Below are 23,740 nucleotides of genomic sequence, written 5' to 3'. Positions count from 1 at the left end.
AAACCTATGGGAACACAACCGGAGCAGGTACTCGAAGACAACCTGGTAAAGCAGCTGCAAGGGCTGGGCTATAGTTACGTAACGATAAAAGACGAAAAGGCCCTGCTAGCCAACCTGAAAAGGCAGCTGGAAAAGCACAACCAGGTATCGCTGACCGATAAGGAATTCGAACGTGTGCTCAATCACCTGAACAAAGGCAATGTGTTCGACCGCGCCAAAGTGCTCCGCGATAAAATGCAGCTTACCAAGGACGACGGCACAAGCGTATATCTGGAGTTTCTGCAGCAGGAGCATTGGTGTCAGAACCTGTTCCAGGTAACCCAGCAGGTAAGTATAGAAGGCACCTACAAGAACCGCTACGACGTAACGCTGCTGGTAAACGGTCTGCCGCTGGTTCAGATTGAACTCAAGCGTCGCGGTCTGGAGCTGAAAGAAGCCTTTAACCAGGTAAACCGCTACCACCGCCACTCGTTCGGGGCATCGCATGGCTTGTTCCAGTACGTGCAGCTGTTTGTGATCAGCAACGGCGTCAACACCAAGTACTACGCCAACAACCGCCGCCAGTCGTTTAAGCAAACCTTTTACTGGGCCGATAAAGATAACAAACTCATCACCCAGCTCGAGGCGTTTACCAAGGCTTTCCTGGAGCCCTGCTACCTGGCCAAAATGGTAACCAAGTACATCGTACTCAACGAGACGCACAAGATCCTGATGGTGCTGCGCCCGTACCAGTACTATGCCACCGAAGCCATCATCGACAAGGTAAAGAACTCGGACAAGAACGGCTACATCTGGCACACCACCGGCTCAGGCAAAACGCTCACGTCCTTTAAGGCCAGCCAATTGCTTATGCAGCTGCCCAAGGTGCACAAAGTAGTGTTCGTGGTAGACCGCAAGGACCTGGATTACCAGACCACTAAAGAATTCAACAGCTTCTCGGCAGGCAGCATCGACGGCACCGACGATACCCGTGCCCTGGTCAGCCAGCTCTCCGGCGATACCAAGCTTATCGTTACCACGATACAAAAGCTGAACAACGCCATCGGCAGCGCCCGTTTCTCCGGCAAGCTGGAGCATTTACGGGAAGCGCGCGTGGTGTTTATTTTTGACGAGTGTCACCGCAGCCAGTTTGGCGAGACGCACAACCGCATCAAAAGCTTCTTTACCAAGGCGCAGATGTTCGGTTTTACCGGCACGCCGATCTTTGCCGAGAATGTGATTAAAAATGACCAGGGAAAGCGCACTACAAAAGATCTGTTTGACGATTGCCTGCACAAATACCTGATCACTGATGCTATCAAAGACGAGAATGTATTGAAGTTCTCGGTAGAGTATGTAGGCAGGTATAGGGAGAAAGAAGGCAGCAATACAGAGATAGACATAGAAGTAGAAGACATCGACACCAAAGAGCTGCTGCACGCCCCGCAGCGCCTGGAAAAGATCGTGGACTATATCATTGAGCACCACCCGCGCAAAACGCACGGCAAAGAGTTTACCGGCATGTTCTGTGTAAGCAGCGTTGATGTACTTATCCGCTACTATGAGCTGTTCCAGAAGCGCAAAGCCGAAGGCAAGCACAACCTGAAAATTGCCACAATCTTCAGCTATACCGCCAACGAAGAAGACAAAGGCGCCACCGGCGACTATATGCTGGAAGACGAAGAAATAGCTGTAGCTGCTGAGCCAACTATAGCCTTTACCGCTAACAGCCACACCCGCGAGAAACTGGATGCCTTTATAGTTGACTACAACACCCTGTTCAATACCAAGTTCTCGACCAAAGACAGCCAGTCGTTCTACAACTATTACAACGACATCTCGAAGCGAGTAAAGAATAAGGAAATAGACCTGCTGCTGGTGGTAAACATGTACCTGACCGGTTTCGACTCCCCGCCGCTAAGCACGTTGTATGTAGACAAGAACCTGAAATACCATGGCCTGATACAAGCCTACAGCCGCACCAACAGGCTATACACCGAGCAAAAGTCGCAGGGCAATATTGTGGTGTTCCGCAACCTGAAACAAGCCACCGACGATGCGGTAGCTTTATTTTCTAATAAGGATTCTGACGGCACAAGTATTTTTATAGAGCCCTATGAAGTTTATGTGGCAAAGTTCAATGCTGCCTATGCCGAACTGATCAAGATTGTGCCTACCGTAGACAGCGTTAATGAACTACCAAGCGAGATAGAGCAATTGGCATTTGTTAGGTCATTCCGTGAGTTGCTACGCATCTGGAACATCCTGAAGACTTTTTCTGATTTCAGTTTCGATGCCGTGGATATGGCAGAGCAGGAGTTTGCAGACTATAGAAGCAAGTATGTAGACCTTAGCCCTAGCCATACCGGACAACCAAAAGAGAAAGCATCTATCTTGGATGACGTGGACTTTGAGCTGGAACTCATCCACCGCGACGACATCAATGTAGCCTACATCCTGAAACTGCTCGGCAAGCTCAACAGCGCCAGCGAAGAAGATAAAGAACGGCAGAAGAAAGCTATCCTGGAGACCCTGACAGGCGAACCATCGCTCCGCAGTAAACGTGAGCTGATCCGCAAGTTTATTGAAGAAAACCTGCCGCACATCGAAGACATAGACGACATCCCGGAACAGTTTGAAAACTTCTGGGCTCGGGAGCAAATGGCCGCCTTCGAGAAGATGAGCAAAGAAGAACAATTGGATCCGGTAAAGTTACAGGCGGTATTGGGTAACTACCTGTTTACCGAACGCACACCCCTGCGCGACGAAGTGCTGGATATGCTACCAGCCAAGCCAAAACTGCTGGAACGCAAGCCGATTGCCGAACGGATTACAGCTAAGATGCTGAGCTTTGTCGAGACGTTTATCAGTGGGATGGGAGCGAGGTTGTAGCGCAGTTTATAGTTGGTGTTGGCTTGAGAAAGTGCAAGTGAGTAGAGCTGCGTTTTAGGTGTTTTAAAGAAACTGGTGAAAAATCCGATATCAGACAAAAAAAACCACAGGCCATAGTAGGATTAAAACAGGAGCAGAGAAAGGTGCAACTCAGCGCCGGAAACCGTAGAAACTGCATACTCCGGACTGCCATTCTATAGTTGATTTAATAACTAAATTAGAAGCCGGTAATTGTGTGGTAAATTTAGCCGTTTTTTACGTGCAGAAATCAGCTCATTTACGCTTTCTACGGATGTCTGACTTTTGACGATTTACGGAACAAAAAAAGTGTACGGAAATGCGTGTAACTTTCTGTAACAGCCTTTCCGGCTACGGAAAAATACTCCGTAACGAAACGTGATCCTGCGTGTAGTGTGAGCGCCGGAAAAGAGAGGATTTACCTAAGTTGTATCGGAGGACAAAATCACGTTGTTACGGGTGCGTTATACGGTGTTCTTTGCGTACGGATTTACAGGTTTCTACCGCACATATCTCCGGAGCACATTTTTGTTGACTAGGCACATGCTATCCGTGGTACTTTAGCATGATATTGATCGGTAAAAATTTGCCCTTCAGGGTGAATGGCTAAAAGCTCGGCTTTAGGCCATGCAGTGCGGAACTACGGAAAGTGCTGTTTTTGCCTGTTTTTTGGTGTCATTTATAGTTGTAACTCATTAGTATAGCGTTAGTTGCGTGCGTATTAATCTGATTAATTTTGCAGTGATTCCGGAAGCGTGTTACGGAAGGTGATTTTGGGGCTTCAGTACTGAGTGTTCTAAAACTATGGTTTCCGGCGCAATTCCGTACGTAAAAACACCTACTCCCGTAGCTGGTTTTATCTGTTTCCGGCTCGCTAAAAAGTGATGGTAACTGCTTGTGCGCACGTAACTTAGCTATCCGCGAATTCTTCCGTAACTCAACAATTTTTTAAATCTGCGCGGTAGGCTGCTGCTCTTGCCATACTAGCTGCTTTTCCGGCCCTGTTTTCTGCGTCCGCAATCAGCACCGACACTTCTATAATCGCGCCCGTCTGCGCATGATGCGCGCGTACATGCGCGCACGCGAGATCCGGTTTCAATTTTTTGACACTATTCTTTTTGCATACCTAAGCTGCTGTTTTGAGCTTCAGTACTGGCTTCAGAAAATATTTTATCCTGAAATAAAACAAATATTACAAAGTTGTTGTATAGTGTGTGTTAAACATTACCTTTGGGTAAAATAATAGATTTAGCTACCCAAGATGGAAGAGACAGAACTACCGGAAACAGAAGCTTCGACAGACGCTGCAGATTTTGCGCTGCAGCTTGACTTGCAGCAACTACCGGAGCTTTATGAAAAGCTGCGCGAGCCGATCTTTTCGTTAAAGCAATCCGGTATAGCGCCCAAGCTGTACGTGGACTGGAAGAAAGCCGGACTGGCACCCAAAACCGAAGAGCAGGCCTGGACCAAGCTCTCGTTTCTGGAGTTCCTGTGGCTGAAGATGGCCAAAGAACTACGGGAGCTAGGTCTTCCGCTGGCACGGGTAAAAGCCTTGCGCGAATACCTGTTTGCCCTGCAGGAAATTCCGGCGGAAGCGCTAACACCGGAAATGATTGCTAAGCTGCGCGACGAGCTCAGCAAAATGATGTCTCCTAAAGAAGTGGAAGCTTTTATCGCAGAACACCTAAGCGGACAGGTACAGGCCGCCCAAGCCAATTACGGCGTGCAGCTTTGCCTGCTGGAATCGTTGATATATGCTGCTTTGTACCGCAAGCAGGAAGCTGGTATCCTGATTTTTCCGTCAGGTGATCTGGCGCCGTGGCTGGACGAGATGCAAGGTATGGGACCGGAAGGGCAGGTGCTGCTGGGTAGAACGCATGTGTTTTTATCCATTACCCAGCACCTGGCAGCTTTTATCTTAGACGAAGACAAAGCCGACTATATTCCGCGTTTGTCTTTGCTCTCAGATGAAGAATTGCAGGTGGTAAGAGCGATCCGAAACAAAAGTTTCCGGCAGGTCACCATCACCTTTGATGAAAAGCGGCAGATCACCTTGCGCACCACGTCAGATGGTATGCTGGATGAAGCCTTATCCAAAGAGCTGATCGAGACGCTGGCGCTTAAAAATTACCAGTCGGTAGAACTGGAGAACCGCGGGGGCTCCAGACTGAAGTTCACCAAAGAGCATCGCCGCCGGATTTAGTACCAAGTAGCTTACTCTTGCCTGGCGCTGATCTGGTAAGAGCCAAGGGTAGCGGTTGCCCCGCACCCTAACGTAAAAGCCCGCCATTGTACTGGTAGCCCCGGACACTGGCACTGGCAAACACAAAAGTGAAAATCTTAACCCAAAAACCAAAGCAGAAAACCCAAAGAAAAACCAGTAAAAACACACCAGTAAAGCCGAAAGGCCAAGTAAGTGCTGCTAATGCTGTAGAACTTGAATCAGAAGAACAGCTGAGCGCTTATGATAGCTATTATCAGCAGCTGTCAGAAGAAGTAGAATCAATAGAGCGCCATGTGTGCGAACTACGTCAGACACCGGGGTTAGAACACTTAACCGAAGCAGAAGCGCACGCAAAGGTGGATTTTATGCTCCGCTTTTCGGCTTGGGTATTTAACCAGCATTTGCAAGATCAGGATTTCGGAACAATAGAGCATGAATCTATAAAAGCAGTGAAAGTGCAAAACTCGAAAGGCCAGAGTAACAAAAAAGTAACACAGTCCCTTTCTTATTAACCAGAATAGACCATGAAAAAGAAAACCACCGCAACTGTGCTTGAAGTAGCTAAGGCTGCACCAAAGACAAAGAAGTCAGCTACAAAGCCTTCTGTAAAAGTTAAAACGAAGGCTACTGCTAATAAGCCTGCACCAGCTAAAAAGCCTTCAGCACTTCGCGCTGCTTTAGGGAAAGGGAACGAGCTGAGTATTTTTGCCCGTCCACTGCAGAAAGGCAGTAAGAAAGCCACACCACGCGGTAAGGTAGCTATCATCTACACCCGCGTGTCGACTAAAGAACAGGCCGAGACGAACCAAAGCTTGTCTACCCAATTAGAGCGCTGCACCGCTTATGCGGAGCGCCACGGCTACCAGGTGGTAGGTAAGTTCGGTGGAACGTACGAAAGCGCTAAGTCAGACGAGCGCAAGGAGTTTCAGAAAATGCTGGAGTTTGTGAAGAAAAGCAAACTCAGGGTGGGTTACATCATCGTCTACTCACACGATCGCTTTTCCAGAACCGGCTCTTCGGCCATTGGTATTGTCGATGAACTAGGGTGTATGGGTATATCCGTTGTAGCTGTTACCCAGCCGGTAGACACCCAGACAGCCGCCGGCAAGCTGCAGCAGGGTATTCAGTTCCTGTTCTCACAATTCGATAATGACCAACGCCGGGAAAAGTGCATGACGAGCATGGAAGCGCGTGTTAGACGTGGGTTGTGGGTGGGCAAGGTGCCTATGGGCTATGATAAAGTGATTGTAGGTAAAGAAGTAATTCTAAAGCCTAACAAAACTGGAAAACTCATCCGTTTGGCTTTTCAGCTCAAAGCAGAACAAGGATTAAGTAATACTGACATCATCAAGCGCTTGAAAGCACAAGGACTAATACTTTATAACCAAACGCTAACTAAACTATTTAAAAACCCCTTCTATTGCGGTTTAATCAGCCATGGCTTACTGGAAGATGGAGAAGTAGTAGAAGGCCAGCACGAGCCGCTGATTACGCGCCAGATGTTTCTAAAGGTGAATGGTCTGCAGGCACAGAATGCGCAGGGCTATACCCAGGTCAAAGAAGACGAAGAATTGCCCCTGCGTCATCACATCAAGTGCGGCTCGTGCCGAAAGCCGCTTACCGGTTACGAAATGAAGAAAAAGCAGATCCATTACTACAAGTGCAACACCATTGGCTGTAAGCTTAATAGAAATGCCAGTAAGCTGCATAACCTGTACGAAGGTTTTCTATCGGAACTCGAAGTAGACCCGCGTTACCTTCCGAAGCTAGCTGAGATCATGGAAGAAACCTACTATAAGCTTACTGAAGAAAGCAGGGTAGAAGAAAAGCGGTTGCAAACCCAATATACCGAGCTGAAGAAAAAATTAGATACGCTAGAGCGACGTTATGCCTTTGGTGAAATAGAGAAAGAACTCTTTGTCAGATTCAGCTCAGAGCTGAAAGCAGAGCTGCTGGAAATCGAGCAAAATTTGGAAAAGTGCGCGCCAGCCTTATCGAACCCAAAAGAGTTCATCAAAATAGGCTTGGAAAAAGCGGTAACTATCTCACAATCATGGAGTAAAGCAAATGTGCAATCAAGAAAACAGCTGCAAGCGATGATGTTCCCGGAAGGGGTATTTTATGACCGTGAAATGGAGGGTTATCAAACCCAAAGAGTGAATGGCTTTTTTGCCCTTTCCAGCCAGATACAAAGGTTTTTGGAGCAAAAAGAAAAAGGGAAAAGCGATCAAAAAAATCACTTTTCCCTTTCAGTAGCCCGTAGGGGAATCGAACCCCTGTTACCAGAATGAAAATCTGGCGTCCTAACCCCTAGACGAACGGGCCGTTCTGTCTAATTGTGGTGCAAATATACGGCTCTTTTAATTCATGCAAAATTTTTAGGTGTAATTTTTTTGCTGAAAATGGTAAGCGCTTCAAAATCAGTATAGAAAAAAATATTGGTTTTACACTAGGGTAATCGTAACTTCGCACCATTAAATCAAAACTCTCAAACTTAGATACCATGTCTAAAATAAAAGTTGCAATTAACGGTTTTGGCCGTATCGGCAGACTTACATTTAAGGCGCTGCTTCAGAAAGAGAACATTGAAGTAGTTGCAATTAACGATCTTACAGATACTAAAACTCTGGCACACCTGCTAAAGTATGACTCTGTGCACGGTCGCTTTAACGGTACTGTAGAGGCCTCTGCCAATGGCATTATCGTAAACGGTCAGGAGATCCAGATCACAGCAGAGCGTGAGCCTAAGAACCTGCCTTGGGGCAAGCTGGGTGTAGATGTAGTATTAGAGTCTACAGGCCGTTTTGTAGATGAAAAAGGCGCTGGTGGCCACTTAGAGGCCGGTGCACGCAAAGTAGTAATTTCTGCTCCTGCCAAAGGAGATATCAAAACTGTAGTATTAGGTGTAAACGAAGATGTGCTGACAGGCGAAGAGACAATTGTTTCTAACGCATCATGCACAACAAACTGCCTTGCGCCAATGGCTAAAGTGCTGGACGATACATTTGGCATTGAGAAAGGATACATCACAACTGTACACGCTTACACTGCTGACCAGAACCTGCAGGATGCACCGCATAGCGACCTGAGAAGAGCGCGTGCTGCTGCTTACTCTATCGTTCCTACATCAACGGGTGCTGCTAAGGCGGTTGGTCTTGTATTGCCTCACCTAAAAGGTAAACTGGATGGTGTAGCTATGCGTGTTCCAATTCCTGATGGCTCACTTACTGACTTAACTGTCGTTTTGAAGAAGCCAGCTACGAAAGAGGAGATCAACGCTGCCATGAAAAAGGCTGCTGAAGGCGAAATGAAAGGTATACTGGAGTATACAGAAGACCCAATCGTATCAATTGATATCATTGGAAACACACACTCATGTATTTTTGATGCCGAGATGACTTCTGCCAACGAGACACTTGTAAAAGTAGTAGGTTGGTACGATAACGAAGCAGGTTACTCTAACAGAGCTGCTGATCTGATCGCGAAGCTAGGCTAAGCACAATCATACTTTAAAACAAAGGCCTGTTCCGTTTGGGACAGGCCTTTGTTTTTTTCAAGTGTTACAACTGCATTAGTTTAAGGCAAGTATAAAGTGATATTTCTCAGGTATGAAAATAATACTTGTCATAAAATACATTAAAGTATGAAGATACTTTTGTAAATTAAGTTTCCACAAAACATAAACCCGATGATCAAGAGAATCTTAGTACCCACCGATTTTTCGGAACAAGCCAGGAATGCGTTTGAAGTAGCCATTGCCATAGCGCGGCGAACAGGCGCTGGCATTAAAGTTATGCATGCTGTTGAGGTGCCCTATGGTTCGGGCTTCAGTGCGACAGGAGACCTAACCATGCAAACAGATAGTATGGAGCATGTGTACGTGCTCCAACTGTTGGAGAAGACAAAGGCAGACATGGCACGTCTTGTTAATTCTGTTGACCATGCAGGCGTTGATGTAGTACAACAAGTGGATGTGAACCGGCCAATCAACCAGATAAAAAGGACGATAAAAGAAGATGGCGTAGACCTGGTGGTGATGGGGTCTAAGGGATCGAGTGGGTTGGATGAGTTTCTGATAGGGTCTAACACAGAGAAAGTAGTACGCACAGCCTCGTGCCCGGTACTTACTGTAAAGCAGCGCAACCCGGAATTTACAGTGAATGAAATTGTGCTGGCTTCTGACTTTAAACGTGAGATACGGCATGCTGTGGAACATTTTAAAACTTTCCAGGCCTTATTCGGCGCCAGAATGCATCTGGTATATATCAATACGCCGGGAGCTTTTGAATCAAGCAGCAATATTAGCCAGAAGTTGGAGCATACGGCACAGAAGTATGGCCTGCAAAACTATACTATAAACGTGTACAACGATGTGATGGAGGAAGACGGTATCCTTCACTTTGCCGAAGATATCCGTGCCGACCTGATCATGATGGCAACCCATGGCAGAACAGGGCTGTCGCATTTGCTTAGTGGAAGTATAGCCGAGGACCTGGTTAACCATACCAATATACCTGTACTGACTTTTAGCCTTAAATAAGTATTAATTGCCCTTGCCTGCAAGTATAAAGTATAAGCCTGTTGCATTGTTTGCAGCAGGCTTTTTTGTTTGTTCTACATAAAAAGTAATTTTACGGCAATCCTATACGTACTAAATTATGCCGATGCCTGCTTATGTCCGTTTTATTATCAATCCAACCTCTGGCACCAAAAGCCGCATAGATGTTGCGGACCGTATTGAGCAGTTGCTTAACCATAGCAAGTACAAGCATGAGGTAGTTTATACTGATTATGCTGGTCATGCACCTAAGCTGGCAAAAGAGGCGGCAGATAAAGGATATGATATGGTGGTGGCAGTTGGCGGCGATGGAACCGTGAACGAAGTGGCACGCGGCCTTTTATATTCCGAAACGGCTTTAGGTGTACTTCCGAAGGGTTCTGGGAATGGTTTGGCTCGCCATCTTAAAATACCTATGGGGTTAGATGCAGCTATCAAAACACTCAACAACGGACATATTATCACCATAGATAGCTGTAGTATTAACGACCATCCATTTTTCACAACAGCAGGTATTGGCTTTGATGCTTATATCAGCTCTGTGTTTGCCGGCAATAAAAAACGTGGCCTGAAAACCTATGTAGAGCTTGTGATGAAGGAAGTGATGAACTATAAGCACATGCCGGTAAAAGCTAAAATAAACGACAACGCTTTTGAAACAGATTGTTACGTGATGGCCTTCGCCAATGCTGCCCAGTACGGAAACAACGCCTACATTGCGCCACTCGCCGATATAGAGGATGGCCTGCTGGATGTGTGCCTGGTACGTAAACTTGATCTTGTAAAAGCACTGCACCTAAGTTATTGTATGCTTACAAAACAGTTGGCCAATGCTGACAGCGCTGAATATTTTAAAACCACTCACGTAAAAGTAAATACCGATACTCCAATCATGTACCATGCAGACGGTGAGTTTATTGGCGAAGCAACTGAGTTTGATGTGCACATTAACCCATTATCGCTTAGAGTACTCGTGCCGGCAGGGATGGATTAATGAATGATGAATGTGTAATAAAGGTTTATACTTATCCTTGATCATTACAGATTATTAATTAGAAAGATGAAAGATAAAAATAAGAAAGGCCGCCAGGGAATTGTATATTCTACCAGCTCTGATTTTCATTACGAATATGAGCAGGACCAGGAGCAGGAAACGCTGCCACCACAACAGCAGAGTCTTAAAGTAATGCTTGATAAAAAATCCAGAGGTGGTAAGCAGGTAACCTTAGTGGAAGGCTTTGTTGGCACAGATGACGATCTGAAAGAACTAGGTAAAATGCTTAAGAGCAAATGCGGTGTAGGCGGATCAGCCAAAGATGGTGAGATCCTGATCCAGGGCGATTTCCGGGACAAAATTCTGCAAACGCTGCAGGCTGCTGGTTATAAGGCCAAGCGCGTAGGAGGATGAGGGAGTTAGAGAGTTTAAGAGTTAGAGATTTTAAGAGTTCGGGAGATGTAGAGACGCAATATTTTGCGTCTTTTACTTTATAATTTGCCGCTCAAAAAAGCTTACGAGATAGCTTGTTGTCTTGCCAGTTTATAGAGGCTTTCTGAGAGAGCAGAAAAGTATAAATTAGCAGATTTATACTTTGTGAGAAATTTCCCTGGAGGGGCAAGGGTGGGTTCTATTATTGCCAAAGTGTAAAGTATAGCCGGGGCCATCGCAATACTTGCTTTTTCAAAGCAAAGCAGTTTCAAACTGCTGCCATACATAGCCATCCCAAAACCTCTCGGGACGGCAGGAATTCTTGTAATGTAAAAAGACGCAAAATATTGCGTCTCTCCGTTCTTACCTCTCTAACTCCTGAACTCTTTAACTCTCTCCAGGTCTTCAGGGGTATCGATGCCGATAGTTTCGAACTCAGTGATGGCGGTGGCGATTTTGAAGCCGTGTTCCAGCCAGCGCAATTGTTCCAGCGATTCTGCCAACTCCAGGGCTGATGGCGGTAGTTGTGTGATCTGCTCCAGGATGTCGGTGTGGTAGCCGTAAATACCGATGTGCTTATAATAAGTATGTTGCCTGTGCCAGATATCGTTGGGTACGTTACGGCAATAGGGTATAGGCTGCCGGCTAAAGTATAAAGCATCGCCTGTTTTGCTTATCACTACCTTTGGTGCATTCACATTAAACAGTTCTTCTGCTGTCTCAATCTTCTTTATTAGCGTAGCCAGCTGGGTTTGCGGGTTTCGGAAACAGCTGGCAACCAGGTTTATCTGCTCAGGTTTTATAAAGGGCTCATCGCCTTGTATGTTAATAATATACTCGAATGGCTGGTTATACTGCTGGTAGGCCTCAAAGCAACGGTCTGTGCCGCTTTGGTGATGCTCTGCTGTCATGACGGCTTTGCCTCCGAAGCTTTTCACATGCTCAAAAATACGCTGATCGTCGGTGGCAACGAGCACTTCTGCCAGGTCTGCGCTTTTGGCCTGCTCGTATACCCGCTGTATCATACTTTTGCCGTTAATATCGGTTAAAGGCTTGCCCGGGAATCGGGTGCTGGCATAGCGGGCTGGAATAATTCCGAGTACTTCCATGGTTAGTTCAGGCTGATTTTATAATTGCCAAAGGTACGTAAGTACGGGCATTTTAGCAGCGGGCCATTTTCTTTTTCTTGCCATGGCGGCCCATCATCTCTACTTTCTCTGTATAAGGCAGGGCAACCGGCACTTTACAAGAAGTGGTGCCCATATTTACCTCTACTTTGCCGATAGCTTTTGCAACTGCCTTTGCTTTATCTTTTAGTGCGGGCACAAAAGCTCCCATGGCAATTACAAAACCATTCATCGTATAGCGCACACGGTTTGGGCTGCTGTGTATGTTTTCCTGCACAAGATCCAGTTGCTGGCTTAGGTAATCCAAGTCCAGTTCGGTGTCGGGTTTTATGCCTCCCAGGTTAGATAATGTAGACCAGCCGGCTGTGGCAATTCTATCATTATCAGACTGTATCCACTCTTTGGCAAGCTCAAACCCATATTTACTTTCTGCTGCTACCCATGCTACGGTATACTCGCTGAGCATATACCAGTATGCCTGTTCTGCCCAGCGCTGCAGGTCTTCTTTTGTAATGATTTTCTCGTCGGCAATGAGGCCGGCTAGGTACATGGCGTCTGAGTTTCCGGTGGCGTATAGCTCTATGGCTAACATATGGTTCTTTTTAACCTTTTTCTGAATAGGCTTCAGGTCACCTACTTTAACTCCGAAAACGGGTTCTCTGGCGCCGTGTTTAATAAGCGTATTTTTAGTGGTTTCACAGCCAAGACTGGCAAGTTGCTGCATTATTTCTGGTGTGGTCATGGATAAACTCCAGTTCATAAGGCCTTCACAGAAACAACTTTTACTGCATCCATTACTCTTGGTTGAGGTATCATACCGCAACGGCGATCGATCTGGTCCTCCAGTGGCAGGTAAGTAAGTTGCACTTCAGAGCTTTCGCTATCTTTAAATGAAGCCGGTATAGCATCTTCGTTTTCCGGAAGATATGTTTTGCCGTCAATTTCGATCTCGAAACCGCACCCATCCGCAGCAATCTCTCCGGACCAAAGCAAGGTGGCTTTTGTGGTAATGGCTTCGTTCTCGTCCTGGGGTGTGGTCTGGCAGGCTGACATAGTTAAAGCTGTAATAATGGTTAGGAATAAGGGTGCTAGTTTCATATAAGGGGTTTAGTTTTTAGGTGGGGTATAATTTATTTAACGCAATGGGCGAAAAGTATGCGAGGTCTGAGCAAATCTTAAATCATCATTCATTATCCCACTTTCTTAACCCGCAATGAGAATGTAGTATGATCGATCACCTGAACGTTATCGCCCTTTTCTATGTAGCCATCACGGGCCTGGGCATCATACATCACATCATCGATCATGACACGTCCGTTTGGCATCATGCGTGTATGTGCAATGCCTACCCTACCGATAAGGTGTTCGGCGGTGTTAGCAGAGCGGTAACCTTCCTCGCTATTGAACTTGTTATTGAGCACCAGCCGCTGCATGGCTTTACTGCCCACCAGCCTGTTCCAGGTAAAAGCAATAAATATAGCCGCGCCCACCATGCCAATTACAACAGAGGCCATGCTTTGCATTAGTTGCTCGGATGGTACAAATGTAAAATCGAAGTTCTGGTTATTTACCATGACAAGTACCAGGGATACAATTACCAATGCAATACCGCTGATGCCTGCCACACCAAAGCCGGGTATCACAAAAACCTCCAGTAGTATAAGTATAAATCCGGCCACAAGAAGTAGAATCTCCCAGTTTTCTGCCAGTCCGTTCAGGTAGTAAGGTACTAAGTATAGAGTGCCTGCCACCACAGCTGCTGCCAACGGAAAACCAACACCCGGCGTTTGTAACTCAAAGTATAAACCTCCGATAATTACGAGCAAAAGTATGCCGCTGATAAACGGATTCAGGAAAAAGGAGATGACTTTGTTTGTGGTGCTTAGTTGATACGTAACGATCTCAGCATCCTGCAAATTTAACTTCGCAAGCACCTCATTCATATTTGCGGCTTCGCCCTCGCAAAAGCCATACTTGATAGCCTCTGAAGTGGTTAAACTTAGCACCTGACCTGCCGACAGGGTAGTATCTACACTGGCTTCTACCATCGCCTCGGCCATGCGGGGGTTGCGGCCGTTAGCCTCGGCTGTTGAGCGCATGATGGAGCGCATGTAGCTTTGGTATTTACCCGGAGCAGCTTGTCCGTCGGCACCCACTACAGTAGCAGCACCAATGTTCGCACCCGGAGCCATGTAAATGCTGTCGCAGGCCAGCGAAATAAGTGCACCCGCAGAGGCAGCATCTTTGTTAATAAACACATACACCGGTTTGGGGTACTCCAGTATGCGTGTCCGGATCTCGTCAGCATCGTTCAGGGCGCCTCCAAACGTATCTAGTATCAGTAATACATGGTCTGCCTCAATGGCAGTAGCCTCATCAAAGGCCAGTTCGGTGTAGCGATTGGTGCGCGGGTCAATTTCCGATTTTATTTCCATCACCAACACCTTTTGCTTTGCTTTCTGGGCTAAAAGTATGGCAGGGCTAAAGAGCAGGCATAGCAGGCAAATAAACGATATATACCAATGCTTTGAATAGGTTTTCATAATTTAGGGGGCTGGTTGAAGTCCAATCTGGCAATAAGAGCTTGTTTAAATTTCGTTTTTGTGAGCGAAAATTGAACAGAAAGGGTTCTGGCGAAACGTTTTTAGAGCCGCATAGCAGCGCTACGTGGCGAAAAAAAGGTGGAGTCAGGTTCCTTTATGGGCAGTTTGCAGCGCAAAGGATGAATTTTAAACATGCTCTAATATAACAAAAAAACACAAGGTTATACTTTCCTTACTCTATTCATACGATTTTCAGGCGCCGGTGTGGCGTATCCGCATCGATACTGCCTGCCGGAAGCTGGCCCTGGAGGTGCGCGACCCGGACCTGCTACTCACCCATTTTTATACTTTGGATGCGGCTGGCTTTATACTTCAAAAGCTGGATATTAATCCTTCAAAAGCATGGTGGCAGGGGCTGGAAGATGCGCAGTATGGCATGGTATATTTACACGGATACGGAGATCGTAAAACCGGGCAGCATAAAGGTATAACTGCTTTAAGCGCTGATACAGGAAACCAGGAATGGTCATTGGATGACATGGCTTTTTATGGCTTATCTCAAGAAGGCATGCTGGTGTATAACCCCAATGCACCCGAAGAAGCCCTGACAATAATTGGTCCTGAAAATGGAGATACAATTCAAACTGATATAAGCCAGTACAGAGCAGCTCAGCAGGTTTCAGATTTTAGTAGTGACCGGTACCGCGACTGCGTTTATCCTGTGCTTTATATGCAGGGAGAGTCATACTTTGAGGATGTGTGCAATTTTTTAATTGAACAATCAGGTGCCAGGCCGGTGCAGGGTATAGCATATGCAGAGGCAAATTCTTGTATAGTAATAAGTTACTATGCGCAAGCGGAGAGTGGTGAATTAGATAATTTTGTGGTTATATATGATTTAGAAGGTAAGCTGCGTTTAAAAGTTAAACTTGGCAGCGGATTAAGTGGCATAGGTTCAGATACTTTTTTTATCTTTAACCTCGGGTTATACCTGCTGCTCGACAAACAGATTTTGCAGGTATACTCACTTTTAGCATAGTACAATTTTTAGCCATGGTTCGATCTTTATTAGTTGCTCTTGTAGCAGTGCCTTTGCTCTCTTTTTCGGCTAATGCCTTTGAGGTTACAGCTGTTCGTGATTCGGTTGGTGTGGAGCGCAAAAACGGAAAGCTTTTTGTGCAGCACAAGGTAGAGCCGAAAGAAACGCTTTACGCTTTATCGAGAAAGTATAACACACCGGTTGCCCAGATCGTGGAAGCAAATCCGCATGTGCAGTCTTCCATAAAAATAGGGGAGATCGTGCTTATTCCACGTAAGTATAGTAGTGCATCTAGTACAGTTGTAGCCTCTGCTGCTAAAACTACTCCGGCTGCGCCGGCTGCCAGCAACCGTACGTACACCGTAAACAACGCTGGTAATAAGCTGCATACTGTAGAACCAAAACAAACACTTTATTCTATCTCACGCCAGCACAACATTACTGTAGAGGATATCAAGCTCTGGAACAACCTCAAGGACAATAGCATCAGTGTAGGCTCAGAGCTTGTTGTTGGCAAAGGTATGGCAACGCCTACCAAAAAACCAGTTTATACTCCGGAGCCTGACGATGAAATGACAAAGACGAAGCCGGCAGCAGAAACAGCTGTTGCTTCAACTTCCAATACTTCAACTCCGGTTACAACAACTGCATCAACAGCTACTACCACTCCAGCCACTACTGTGGCAGCGAACGAGCGTGTAGAAGAAGCGCCTGAAGAAGAGAATCCTGCATCAGGTGTTAAAAAGATAATTGAAAGCGGCATGGCCGAGATGATTGACCCGAAGGCCGACACAAATAAATATCTGGCGTTGCATAAATCGGCTCCTGTGGGCACTATTATGCAGGTAAAGAATGCCATGAACGGCCAGGTGGTGTATGTACGCGTTATAGGAAAGTTACCCGAAACAGGAGCCAACGATAAAGTGGTGGTGCGTATCTCTAAAAAGGCCTACCAGAAACTGGGTGCCGTAGATCAAAAATTCAGAGTAGAGGTTTCTTATATGCCGTAAGGCTAGTGAAGTATAAAGTAGAAGTAAGGCGCCTGGGCAGTAATGTTCAGGCGTTTTTTGTTACCTCCCCCTGCCCCCTCCTAAAAACAGGAGGGGGTGCTTTTTGTGAGTAATTATTACAGAATTTTCTGTATCTGATTTGAGAATATGGAATTCAGTAAGGAAGTCAAAAAGCAGTATAAAATATCCCCGTATTACCCCCTCCTGTTTTTAGGAGGGGGTAATACGGGGAGGTAAACATTCACTCAAATTCCCGTACTTTACAACATGAAACAAGGTTACGCCGCCATAAAAGCCTTACTCGACGACAGGGTGAACAAGTATAACCAGCCTGACTTTATTCCGAATGATCCGGTTTCTATTCCGCATAGATTTACCAAAAAACAGGACATAGAGATAAGTGGCTTTTTTGCTTCTATACTTGCCTGGGGGCAGCGTAAAACCATCATCAATAATTGCATAAAGTTGATGAACCTGATGGACAATGCCCCGCATGATTTCATTCTAAACCACCAGGAGCAGGACCTGATGCGTTTTCTTGGCTTCAAGCACCGCACTTTTAACGATACAGACCTGCTATACCTGCTACACTTTTTCAGATGGTACTACAGCCAGCACGATAGCCTTGAAACTGCTTTTACAGGCGTGCACAACGAGATCAGGTATCAGAAAGACAGGCTGGCATACTTTCACGATTTGGTTTTTAGCCTGGAGGATGCCCCGCACCGTACCAAAAAGCACATCTCTACTCCGGCACGAAAATCTGCCTGCAAACGCATGAACATGTACCTGCGCTGGATGGTACGGAAAGATGACAAAGGAGTAGATTTTGGAATATGGGAAATGATGAAACCTGCCGATCTTGTTTGTCCCTGCGATGTGCATGTGGAGCGAGTAGCCCGCAAACTAGGCCTGATCACACGCAAAGGCATGGACTGGCAAACTGCCGAAGAACTGACTGATCATCTCAGATCATTTGACCCGACCGATCCGGTAAAGTATGATTATGCGTTATTTGGGCTGGGAGTAGAGGAGAAGTTTTAAGCAGGAATTCCACCCAAAACTTCCAGTTCAAGTCCTTTCTCTGGTTTACCTGCCAGTAACGGCATTGCCTGTGAGATCAAAGCGCCGACACCATCCAGTTGCAGTGAGCTGTCATGGTCTTCTTTGCTGTCCCAAACTTCGGTGATCCAGATGGTGTCGGGGTTTTGCTTGTCTGTGCTTACTAAGTATAAATGACATCCTTTTGCCGTTGAAACAAGTGCAGAGGCTTGTAAAAGTATAGCTGCCAATTCTTTACCAAGGCCGTTCTGAGCCTTTAGATTGCCGTGTAATCCGTATTTTTTCAAAGTATAAATGTTAAAGTGCTTTCGTAAATCTGTTAGGAAAGATAGCTAAAATACCAAATTTGAAATATAAATTCGAGATAAGTGTGTGGTTGCTATATTATGTAAAGTATAATAATGGTTTGATATCGAATTCACCATAGCTACAGAGAATATAATTTTATACTTTAGTACCGAACAAGCCCTAAACCATGGCTGAAACTCTATCTCAGGCAGTCCACGCACATTTGCATACCCACTACTCCGACACCAATCCGGGGGCAGCTATATTGGTGGCCAGGGCAGGAGAGGTGCTTTATGAAAACAGCATAGGGCTGGCTGATCTGGAAACAGGTAAGCGTATAAACCTGGCTACAAATTTCCGGTTGGCATCAGTTTCAAAGCAATTTACTGCCATGTGTGTACAGTTGTTGCAACAGCAGGGTTTGCTTACGTACGAGGATAAACTGCAAAACTATTTCCCGGAACTGGCACACCTCGGCAACGAAATAAGTATAAAGCACCTGCTTTGCCACACCTCCGGATTACCAGATTATGAAGCTTATGTAGATGACAGCCGTCAGGAGCAGGTGCGCGATGAGGAAGTGCTGGAGATAATAGCCGAGCAACCTCATTTACTTTTCGAGCCAGGTTCGCAGTACCGCTATAGCAACACCGGCTATGTGTTGTTGGCGCTACTCGTGGAAAAGGTATCAGGCTTAACCTATCCCGAATTTTTGCAGCAGCACATTTTATTGCCTTTGGGTATGGCCAATACAATGCTTTACGAGGCCGGAAAAAGTATACCAAACCGTGCAATGGGCTATACTCTGAGTGTAACTGGAGAGGCCATTTTCTCCGACCAAAGCACATGCAGTGCTACGAAAGGCGATGGCTGCATTTATACTTCGGTGCAGGACTTCCTGAAGTGGCACAATGGGCTGGAGAAGCATGAAGCATTTCAGCTGGATAAGACCTTACCAAGTATAAATACTCTGATCGAAGATAATTTGAACTGGCACTACGGCATGGGCTGGTTCTACTCTAGGCGTAGCAATGGTAGCCTGGAGATGTACCATACCGGCAACACCTGCGGCTTCAGTAACCTGGTAATACGGGTGCCGGAGAGCCAGTTGCTGGTAGTATACTTTTCGAACTTAGCTGATAACCCACACCTGCTCACCAGCTTTTTGGATGTACTGCAGCGTTACCCGGAGACAAGTTTGGACTCTGACCTGGTAAGGCGATTACTGGAATTGACGAGGTAAGAAATACAATGGGTTCTACTTATTTTGGAGTTTGAAACAGGGGCTATATTTTTAGTTTTATCGGCACCCATACTTCTTCCTCCGAATCCGGATTAGCATGGCCCAGGTATTTTTCTCCCATCACTTCAAATTGCGGCCGGTTGTCAAGTTGATATTCTGAGTTGGGTAGCCAGGTACCATAAATGTATTGCGCCGTTTTATAAAAATCGCTGGCTGGACCTTTGTGCAGAAACACCGCATACATGCCACCTGCCAGTTCAAGCGTTTCCATACTTTCCGGAATAGTGTCGACCTCTGTTACCTCCACTGCCGCCCACTTTTCAAACTGCGTTTCTGGGGTGAATTTATCCATACTTGTACTTTCAGGGTAAACCTGCACGGAGTATAAAGCCTGTTCTATTCTGTTTGCGATTTCCTTCCTTCGCGGCATAAAGCTGGCCCACAGAGCCACTGCATTGTTAGCCGAAAGGGTAGTGGTGGTGCGTATGCCTATAAGGTATTTAGGTGAGGTGTTTAGGATTTGAGGTTGTTGCATGGGCTGAGTGCTTGTACTTAATAATTTACTTCATTCATAAGTGATGAGATTCGAAGTATAAAAGCTAAGTCTTGTTTCATAGCTAGATAAATGGCTTTTTGTTTGATTGTAACTTTTCTACGAAGTTGTGAACAGCAATTGTTAAGGGAAGATTTTAAGTCGAGTGGTCTTCAAAATAAACTAACATTCACTTGCCACTTCTCTTCTCAAAAAAATAATCGGTAGCAATCCCATTATCTACTCCTCTTATCATAATAGTAGCCTTATTGTTCCTAACATCAATATCCTGAGTATATGCATCAACAGTCCTATCAGCCATACTTTTATCGAAAGTAAAATCCATTTTCAGAAAGTCTGGCTTCTCTATTTTTCCTTCTATCAAACTTAAATTTTCAGAGTCCATATCTACTTCTTTGTACATCAAGGGAAAATCAATACGTGCTGTTTGAAATACAGAAACTCTGTTAAAGTGACTAAGAAATATTTCAAAATTCTCATCAATATCAGTTAGTGGATAGATTTTACTGTCATTTAAAGTTGCTGTTGTATCGGTTCTATATTCTGTAGAGCCTCCACTCAAACTTTGATCACTTCTTTCACTACATGAAGTCAGAAAACTTAACGCAAATTTGAAAAAGGTCAAATAGGAAAGTTTCATAACATCTCCTCTAGGTATAATTTAAAATTAAACTGATACGATTTTAAATCAGAATCAATAGAGAACCGTAATCGTCAGAGCGAGTTTACTTACGTTCCACTGCTATCTTCAATACCACCTTTCTCACCACATTTTCACCGGTAACCATGGCGGCGTGGGCATCGTCGGGGTAGAAGATAGTGAAGGAGCCGGCAGGCACATAGAACCAACTCTCCGTTTTGTCAGGGAAGAAAGCAGCGTCGCGGGCTTCGTTATAAGGGTCGTTGGGCATTTCGCACTGTGCCAGGTCTTTCCAGCCCATATGGTCGGTGCCAGCTATCACATACTGTATGTCGATGTATTTGCGGTGGACCTCCAGTTTATACTCCTGCTCAGTTACGCCAGCACCCTCCGATACAATGGCAAACAGTTTTCTGCCCTCAATTTCGTGCACGCCGGTTGGCACTTTTGCCAGGTCAGTGTCTCGGAGGTAAGCGAAAGCCTTTTCGAAGAGTGGGTGCAACGTGTAGTAGCGCTGTGCGTTAGCGAGTTTATCGAGAACCATTTGAGTTAGAGAGTTAAAAAGTTAGAAAGTTAAAAAGTTAGCGAGTTAGAGAGTTAAAACAGGTATAGAGTTCTTTTGTCCTTTGTCACATTTTCTTTTGTCAAAAACAAGGTTGCCAAAACGAACAAAACACCTGCTTATACTTGTTATTAAATGCTAAATTTGCCTTAAATTAAGAGATAAACATTGATCTATCCAGATAATTTCGAAATAAAAATTGGGTTTGCGCAGGTTCGGGAAATGCTTTCTGAATTGTGCCTGAGCCCGCTGGGGCGCCAGTTCGTAAACCGCATGCAATTCCTTAACCGCCACGACCTGGTGGACCGCCTGCTACAGCAAACCGACGAGTTTAAACAGCTGTTGGAGTCTGACGCAGAAATTCCGCTGCAGCACTACTTCGACGTAAACGCTTACCTCGACAGAGCTACCCTGGAGGGTGCATACCTTGACGTGGTACACTTCTTCGAGATAAAAATGTCGCTGCGCACTATCCGCGACTCGCTGCGCTTTATCTCCGGTTCTGAAGAAGGAAAGTATGAAGCCCTGAAAGCCTTGGGTGCCAACGTAACTGTAGAGCGTTCGCTGATAGCTGCCCTGGATAAAGTTGTAGACGATGCCGGTGCCGTGCGCGATGATGCCACACCAGAACTGCAGCGCCTGAAGCGCGACCTGATCTCGCAGCAGGCCATACTTCGCAAGCAGATACAGTCTATCATCCGTCACGCCAAAAACGAAGGCTGGACACCTTCTGACGTAGAGCCAACCATTCGCGGAGGCCGTTTGGTTATTCCTGTTATCGCAGAGCATAAGCGCCGCATCAAAGGTTTGATTCACGACGAGTCGGCCACAGGGCAGACAGTTTACATTGAGCCAGAGTCTATCTTCGAACTCAACAACGATATTAAAGATCTGGAGAACGCGTACCACCGTGAGCTGATCCGTATACTTGTGGGCCTTACCAATACGCTGCGCCATTACATTCCGGAGCTGCGCAAAGCTTACCAGTACCTGGGTCTCCTGGACTTTATCAGAGCTAAGGCGGCATTTGCACGCAGGGTAGAGGCTTACAGGCCAACGTTGCACAAGTACCCACACATTAACTGGAAACAGGCCATGCACCCGCTGCTGTACCTGGCACACCGTCAGATAGGTAAGCTAACCGTGCCCATGGACCTGGAACTGAACCGCGACCAGCGCATCCTGCTTATTTCAGGACCAAACGCCGGTGGTAAATCTGTTAGTTTAAAAACTGTGGGTTTGCTGCAGTACATGGTGCAATGCGGTATGCTGATTCCGGTAGAGGATGGTTCAGAGGCAGGTATCTTCCATGATATCTTTATCGATATCGGGGATGAGCAGTCCATCGAAAACGACCTGAGTACGTACAGCTCGCACCTCACGAACATGAAAAAGTTTGTGACGGTGGCCGACCATAAAAGCCTGGTGCTGATAGACGAGTTCGGTACGGGTACAGAGCCGGTTTTGGGCGGTGCCATTGCCGAGGCTGTGTTGCAAACGCTTAATAACAGCAAAGTATACGGTGTGATTACCACGCACTATACCAACCTGAAAAACTTTGCAGAGAAAACGCCAGGCATTATCAACGGTGCCATGCGCTACGATCATAAAAACCTGCAGCCGCTTTACCAACTGGAGATCGGTAAGCCGGGTTCATCGTTTGCCATCGAGATTGCCCGTAAAATTGGTCTGCCAAAAGCTATTGTAGACAAAGCCAGCAGCCTGGTGGGTAAAGACAAGATACGCTACGACAGGTTACTGGAAGAACTCGAAACTGAGAAGCAGGAACTGGAAAAGAAGGTGATGGAGGCTACCAAACTGGAGCAGAAGCTAAAGCGCAACGTGAAAGAGTATGGTGACTTGAAGAACTACCTTGAAGAGAGCAAGCAGGACATTATGCGCGAGGCCAAAGGCAAAGCAAAATTGCTATTAAAGGATGCCAACCAGAAAATTGAGGCTACCATACAGCAGATAAAGCAGAGCCAGGCCGAGAAAGAGCAAACCAAAGAGGCTCGCCGGGAACTGGAAACTTTTGCCAACGAGCAGGTACGCAAAGAAGACCCCCGCCCTGCACATAAACGCCTTGCCAACGCAAGTATAAAAGAAGGCGATAATGTGGCGCTGGTAGGCCAGGACTCTGTAGGCCAGGTGGTAAGTATAAAAGGTAAAACGGCCGAGGTACTTTTTGGTGGCCTCAAAACGATTGTGAAGGTTGATAACCTCGAAAAAATAGAGGGCCAGGTAGCCAAGCAGAAAAAAGCTGCTGAAACTAAAGCAGATCAAGGTTATACCCGTGGTATGAACATTACGCAGCGCATGGCCGATTTTGGCTCTACCCTGGATATCCGCGGAGAGTATGCCGAAGATGCTTTAAATAAAGTGATGAACTTTACCGATGAGGCTATCATGCTTGGCATTCCGGAGATTAAAATAGTGCATGGCCGTGGCAACGGTGTGTTGCGCCAGGTAGTGCGCGATTATTTATACTCGCTGCCTGAAGTAGCCAGTGTTGGCAACGAGGCTGAGGAACGCGGCGGTAACGGTGCTACCTTGGCGGTACTGAAGTAAAGTATAAC

The 23,740-nt window shown here is 46.1% G+C and carries 22 protein-coding genes, 1 tRNA gene and 1 pseudogene; 13 read left to right on the top strand and 11 right to left on the bottom strand.

Going from position 1 to position 23,740, the window contains the following annotated elements:
• Positions 1 to 6: 6 nt before the first annotated feature.
• The 3 genes from K0O23_RS07125 to K0O23_RS07115 all read left to right on the top strand — a co-directional run bounded on the left by K0O23_RS07125 (position 7) and on the right by K0O23_RS07115 (position 5,625).
• Complete coding sequence (locus K0O23_RS07125; protein ID WP_219876711.1) at positions 7 to 2,871, top strand: type I restriction endonuclease subunit R; 2,865 nt, start codon at positions 7 to 9, stop codon at positions 2,869 to 2,871.
• 1,279 nt (positions 2,872 to 4,150) lie between these two features.
• On the top strand, positions 4,151 to 5,092 hold the full coding sequence (locus tag K0O23_RS07120) for a hypothetical protein (RefSeq protein WP_219876710.1): 942 nt from the start codon (positions 4,151 to 4,153) through the stop codon (positions 5,090 to 5,092).
• Positions 5,093 to 5,220: 128 nt separating this feature from the next.
• A complete protein-coding gene (locus K0O23_RS07115; RefSeq protein WP_219876709.1) occupies positions 5,221 to 5,625 on the top strand; it encodes a hypothetical protein in 405 nt (134 codons plus the stop codon).
• Here K0O23_RS07115 and K0O23_RS07110 read toward each other — a convergent pair.
• On the bottom strand, positions 5,622 to 5,855 hold the full coding sequence (locus K0O23_RS07110; protein ID WP_219876708.1) for a hypothetical protein: 234 nt from the start codon (positions 5,853 to 5,855) through the stop codon (positions 5,622 to 5,624). The genes K0O23_RS07115 and K0O23_RS07110 overlap by 4 nt on opposite strands.
• Here K0O23_RS07110 and K0O23_RS20470 point away from each other — a divergent pair.
• Positions 5,809 to 6,582 (top strand): annotated as a pseudogene (locus K0O23_RS20470) (recombinase family protein); the annotation flags it as partial. The gene K0O23_RS07110 and the pseudogene K0O23_RS20470 overlap by 47 nt on opposite strands.
• 36 nt (positions 6,583 to 6,618) lie before the next feature.
• Here K0O23_RS20470 and K0O23_RS20130 read toward each other — a convergent pair.
• On the bottom strand, positions 6,619 to 6,822 hold the full coding sequence (locus tag K0O23_RS20130; protein ID WP_246596975.1) for a hypothetical protein: 204 nt from the start codon (positions 6,820 to 6,822) through the stop codon (positions 6,619 to 6,621).
• Positions 6,823 to 7,366: 544 nt separating this feature from the next.
• Positions 7,367 to 7,438, bottom strand: a tRNA-Glu gene (locus tag K0O23_RS07100).
• Positions 7,439 to 7,616: 178 nt separating this feature from the next.
• Between K0O23_RS07100 and gap the strand changes: the two genes are divergently transcribed.
• The 4 genes from gap (at position 7,617) to K0O23_RS07080 (ending at position 11,079) form a co-directional block, all read left to right on the top strand.
• Complete coding sequence (gene gap, locus K0O23_RS07095; RefSeq protein WP_219876707.1) at positions 7,617 to 8,609, top strand: type I glyceraldehyde-3-phosphate dehydrogenase; 993 nt, start codon at positions 7,617 to 7,619, stop codon at positions 8,607 to 8,609.
• A gap of 192 nt (positions 8,610 to 8,801) precedes the next feature.
• On the top strand, positions 8,802 to 9,653 hold the full coding sequence (locus K0O23_RS07090) for a universal stress protein (protein WP_219876706.1): 852 nt from the start codon (positions 8,802 to 8,804) through the stop codon (positions 9,651 to 9,653).
• Positions 9,654 to 9,777: 124 nt separating this feature from the next.
• Positions 9,778 to 10,665, top strand: coding sequence for a diacylglycerol/lipid kinase family protein (locus tag K0O23_RS07085; RefSeq protein WP_246596974.1), 888 nt, complete (start codon positions 9,778 to 9,780; stop codon positions 10,663 to 10,665).
• A 66-nt stretch (positions 10,666 to 10,731) separates the two neighbouring features.
• Complete coding sequence (locus K0O23_RS07080; protein WP_219876704.1) at positions 10,732 to 11,079, top strand: translation initiation factor; 348 nt, start codon at positions 10,732 to 10,734, stop codon at positions 11,077 to 11,079.
• Between the two features lie 389 nt (positions 11,080 to 11,468).
• Here the strand turns inward: K0O23_RS07080 and kdsB are convergent, their stop codons facing one another.
• From kdsB to K0O23_RS07060, 4 genes are all read right to left on the bottom strand, one after another.
• Complete coding sequence (gene kdsB, locus K0O23_RS07075) at positions 11,469 to 12,206, bottom strand: 3-deoxy-manno-octulosonate cytidylyltransferase (RefSeq protein ID WP_219876703.1); 738 nt, start codon at positions 12,204 to 12,206, stop codon at positions 11,469 to 11,471.
• A 52-nt stretch (positions 12,207 to 12,258) separates the two neighbouring features.
• On the bottom strand, positions 12,259 to 12,984 hold the full coding sequence (locus K0O23_RS07070) for a DNA alkylation repair protein (RefSeq protein ID WP_246596973.1): 726 nt from the start codon (positions 12,982 to 12,984) through the stop codon (positions 12,259 to 12,261).
• Positions 12,981 to 13,322: a hypothetical protein gene (locus tag K0O23_RS07065; protein WP_219876702.1), complete on the bottom strand. Its 342-nt coding sequence runs from the start codon at positions 13,320 to 13,322 to the stop codon at positions 12,981 to 12,983. The genes K0O23_RS07070 and K0O23_RS07065 overlap by 4 nt, the downstream gene beginning before the upstream one ends.
• 92 nt (positions 13,323 to 13,414) lie before the next feature.
• The gene (locus tag K0O23_RS07060) at positions 13,415 to 14,767 is read right to left on the bottom strand and encodes an NfeD family protein (protein ID WP_219876701.1); all 1,353 of its coding nucleotides are present in this window, start codon (positions 14,765 to 14,767) and stop codon (positions 13,415 to 13,417) included.
• A gap of 262 nt (positions 14,768 to 15,029) precedes the next feature.
• On the opposite strand from K0O23_RS07060, the gene K0O23_RS07055 reads away from it, so the two are divergent.
• The 3 genes from K0O23_RS07055 (at position 15,030) to K0O23_RS07045 (ending at position 17,860) form a co-directional block, all read left to right on the top strand.
• The gene (locus K0O23_RS07055; protein WP_219876700.1) at positions 15,030 to 15,806 is read left to right on the top strand and encodes a DUF4905 domain-containing protein; all 777 of its coding nucleotides are present in this window, start codon (positions 15,030 to 15,032) and stop codon (positions 15,804 to 15,806) included.
• Between the two features lie 14 nt (positions 15,807 to 15,820).
• Positions 15,821 to 16,816, top strand: coding sequence for a septal ring lytic transglycosylase RlpA family protein (locus K0O23_RS07050; protein WP_219876699.1), 996 nt, complete (start codon positions 15,821 to 15,823; stop codon positions 16,814 to 16,816).
• A gap of 267 nt (positions 16,817 to 17,083) precedes the next feature.
• On the top strand, positions 17,084 to 17,860 hold the full coding sequence (locus tag K0O23_RS07045) for a TIGR02757 family protein (protein ID WP_219876698.1): 777 nt from the start codon (positions 17,084 to 17,086) through the stop codon (positions 17,858 to 17,860).
• On the opposite strand, the gene K0O23_RS07040 is transcribed toward K0O23_RS07045, so the two are convergent.
• A complete protein-coding gene (locus K0O23_RS07040; RefSeq protein WP_219876697.1) occupies positions 17,857 to 18,165 on the bottom strand; it encodes a putative quinol monooxygenase in 309 nt (102 codons plus the stop codon). The genes K0O23_RS07045 and K0O23_RS07040 overlap by 4 nt on opposite strands.
• A 188-nt stretch (positions 18,166 to 18,353) precedes the next feature.
• Between K0O23_RS07040 and K0O23_RS07035 the strand changes: the two genes are divergently transcribed.
• A complete protein-coding gene (locus K0O23_RS07035; RefSeq protein WP_219876696.1) occupies positions 18,354 to 19,409 on the top strand; it encodes a serine hydrolase domain-containing protein in 1,056 nt (351 codons plus the stop codon).
• 43 nt (positions 19,410 to 19,452) lie between these two features.
• Here K0O23_RS07035 and K0O23_RS07030 read toward each other — a convergent pair whose 3' ends face one another.
• From K0O23_RS07030 to K0O23_RS07020, 3 genes are all read right to left on the bottom strand, one after another.
• Complete coding sequence (locus tag K0O23_RS07030) at positions 19,453 to 19,944, bottom strand: GyrI-like domain-containing protein (RefSeq protein ID WP_219876695.1); 492 nt, start codon at positions 19,942 to 19,944, stop codon at positions 19,453 to 19,455.
• Between the two features lie 187 nt (positions 19,945 to 20,131).
• The gene (locus tag K0O23_RS07025; protein WP_219876694.1) at positions 20,132 to 20,602 is read right to left on the bottom strand and encodes a DUF4348 domain-containing protein; all 471 of its coding nucleotides are present in this window, start codon (positions 20,600 to 20,602) and stop codon (positions 20,132 to 20,134) included.
• Between the two features lie 85 nt (positions 20,603 to 20,687).
• The gene (locus tag K0O23_RS07020; RefSeq protein WP_219876693.1) at positions 20,688 to 21,146 is read right to left on the bottom strand and encodes a YhcH/YjgK/YiaL family protein; all 459 of its coding nucleotides are present in this window, start codon (positions 21,144 to 21,146) and stop codon (positions 20,688 to 20,690) included.
• A gap of 186 nt (positions 21,147 to 21,332) precedes the next feature.
• Between K0O23_RS07020 and K0O23_RS07015 the strand changes: the two genes are divergently transcribed.
• Positions 21,333 to 23,732: an endonuclease MutS2 gene (locus K0O23_RS07015; RefSeq protein WP_219876692.1), complete on the top strand. Its 2,400-nt coding sequence runs from the start codon at positions 21,333 to 21,335 to the stop codon at positions 23,730 to 23,732.
• Positions 23,733 to 23,740: the final 8 nt, after the last annotated feature.

The sequence above is a fragment of the Pontibacter aydingkolensis genome (genome assembly GCF_019443125.1).
GTDB lineage: Bacteria > Bacteroidota > Bacteroidia > Cytophagales > Hymenobacteraceae > Pontibacter > Pontibacter aydingkolensis.
This window is presented reverse-complemented; position numbering and strand designations above follow the sequence as displayed.

What these genes read in the sequence shown, in the direction of transcription:
- K0O23_RS07125 (WP_219876711.1), top strand. Translation starts at nt 7, where the DNA reads ATGGGAACACAACCGGAGCAGGTACTCGAAGACAACCTGGTAAAGCAG.
- K0O23_RS07120 (WP_219876710.1), top strand. Translation starts at nt 4,151, where the DNA reads ATGGAAGAGACAGAACTACCGGAAACAGAAGCTTCGACAGACGCTGCA.
- K0O23_RS20130 (WP_246596975.1), bottom strand. Translation starts at nt 6,822, where the DNA reads ATGCAGCTTACTGGCATTTCTATTAAGCTTACAGCCAATGGTGTTGCA.
- gap (WP_219876707.1), top strand. Translation starts at nt 7,617, where the DNA reads ATGTCTAAAATAAAAGTTGCAATTAACGGTTTTGGCCGTATCGGCAGA.
- K0O23_RS07090 (WP_219876706.1), top strand. Translation starts at nt 8,802, where the DNA reads ATGATCAAGAGAATCTTAGTACCCACCGATTTTTCGGAACAAGCCAGG.
- K0O23_RS07085 (WP_246596974.1), top strand. Translation starts at nt 9,778, where the DNA reads ATGCCTGCTTATGTCCGTTTTATTATCAATCCAACCTCTGGCACCAAA.
- K0O23_RS07080 (WP_219876704.1), top strand. Translation starts at nt 10,732, where the DNA reads ATGAAAGATAAAAATAAGAAAGGCCGCCAGGGAATTGTATATTCTACC.
- kdsB (WP_219876703.1), bottom strand. Translation starts at nt 12,206, where the DNA reads ATGGAAGTACTCGGAATTATTCCAGCCCGCTATGCCAGCACCCGATTC.
- K0O23_RS07070 (WP_246596973.1), bottom strand. Translation starts at nt 12,984, where the DNA reads ATGAACTGGAGTTTATCCATGACCACACCAGAAATAATGCAGCAACTT.
- K0O23_RS07065 (WP_219876702.1), bottom strand. Translation starts at nt 13,322, where the DNA reads ATGAAACTAGCACCCTTATTCCTAACCATTATTACAGCTTTAACTATG.
- K0O23_RS07060 (WP_219876701.1), bottom strand. Translation starts at nt 14,767, where the DNA reads ATGAAAACCTATTCAAAGCATTGGTATATATCGTTTATTTGCCTGCTA.
- K0O23_RS07050 (WP_219876699.1), top strand. Translation starts at nt 15,821, where the DNA reads ATGGTTCGATCTTTATTAGTTGCTCTTGTAGCAGTGCCTTTGCTCTCT.
- K0O23_RS07045 (WP_219876698.1), top strand. Translation starts at nt 17,084, where the DNA reads ATGAAACAAGGTTACGCCGCCATAAAAGCCTTACTCGACGACAGGGTG.
- K0O23_RS07035 (WP_219876696.1), top strand. Translation starts at nt 18,354, where the DNA reads ATGGCTGAAACTCTATCTCAGGCAGTCCACGCACATTTGCATACCCAC.
- K0O23_RS07030 (WP_219876695.1), bottom strand. Translation starts at nt 19,944, where the DNA reads ATGCAACAACCTCAAATCCTAAACACCTCACCTAAATACCTTATAGGC.
- K0O23_RS07025 (WP_219876694.1), bottom strand. Translation starts at nt 20,602, where the DNA reads ATGAAACTTTCCTATTTGACCTTTTTCAAATTTGCGTTAAGTTTTCTG.
- K0O23_RS07020 (WP_219876693.1), bottom strand. Translation starts at nt 21,146, where the DNA reads ATGGTTCTCGATAAACTCGCTAACGCACAGCGCTACTACACGTTGCAC.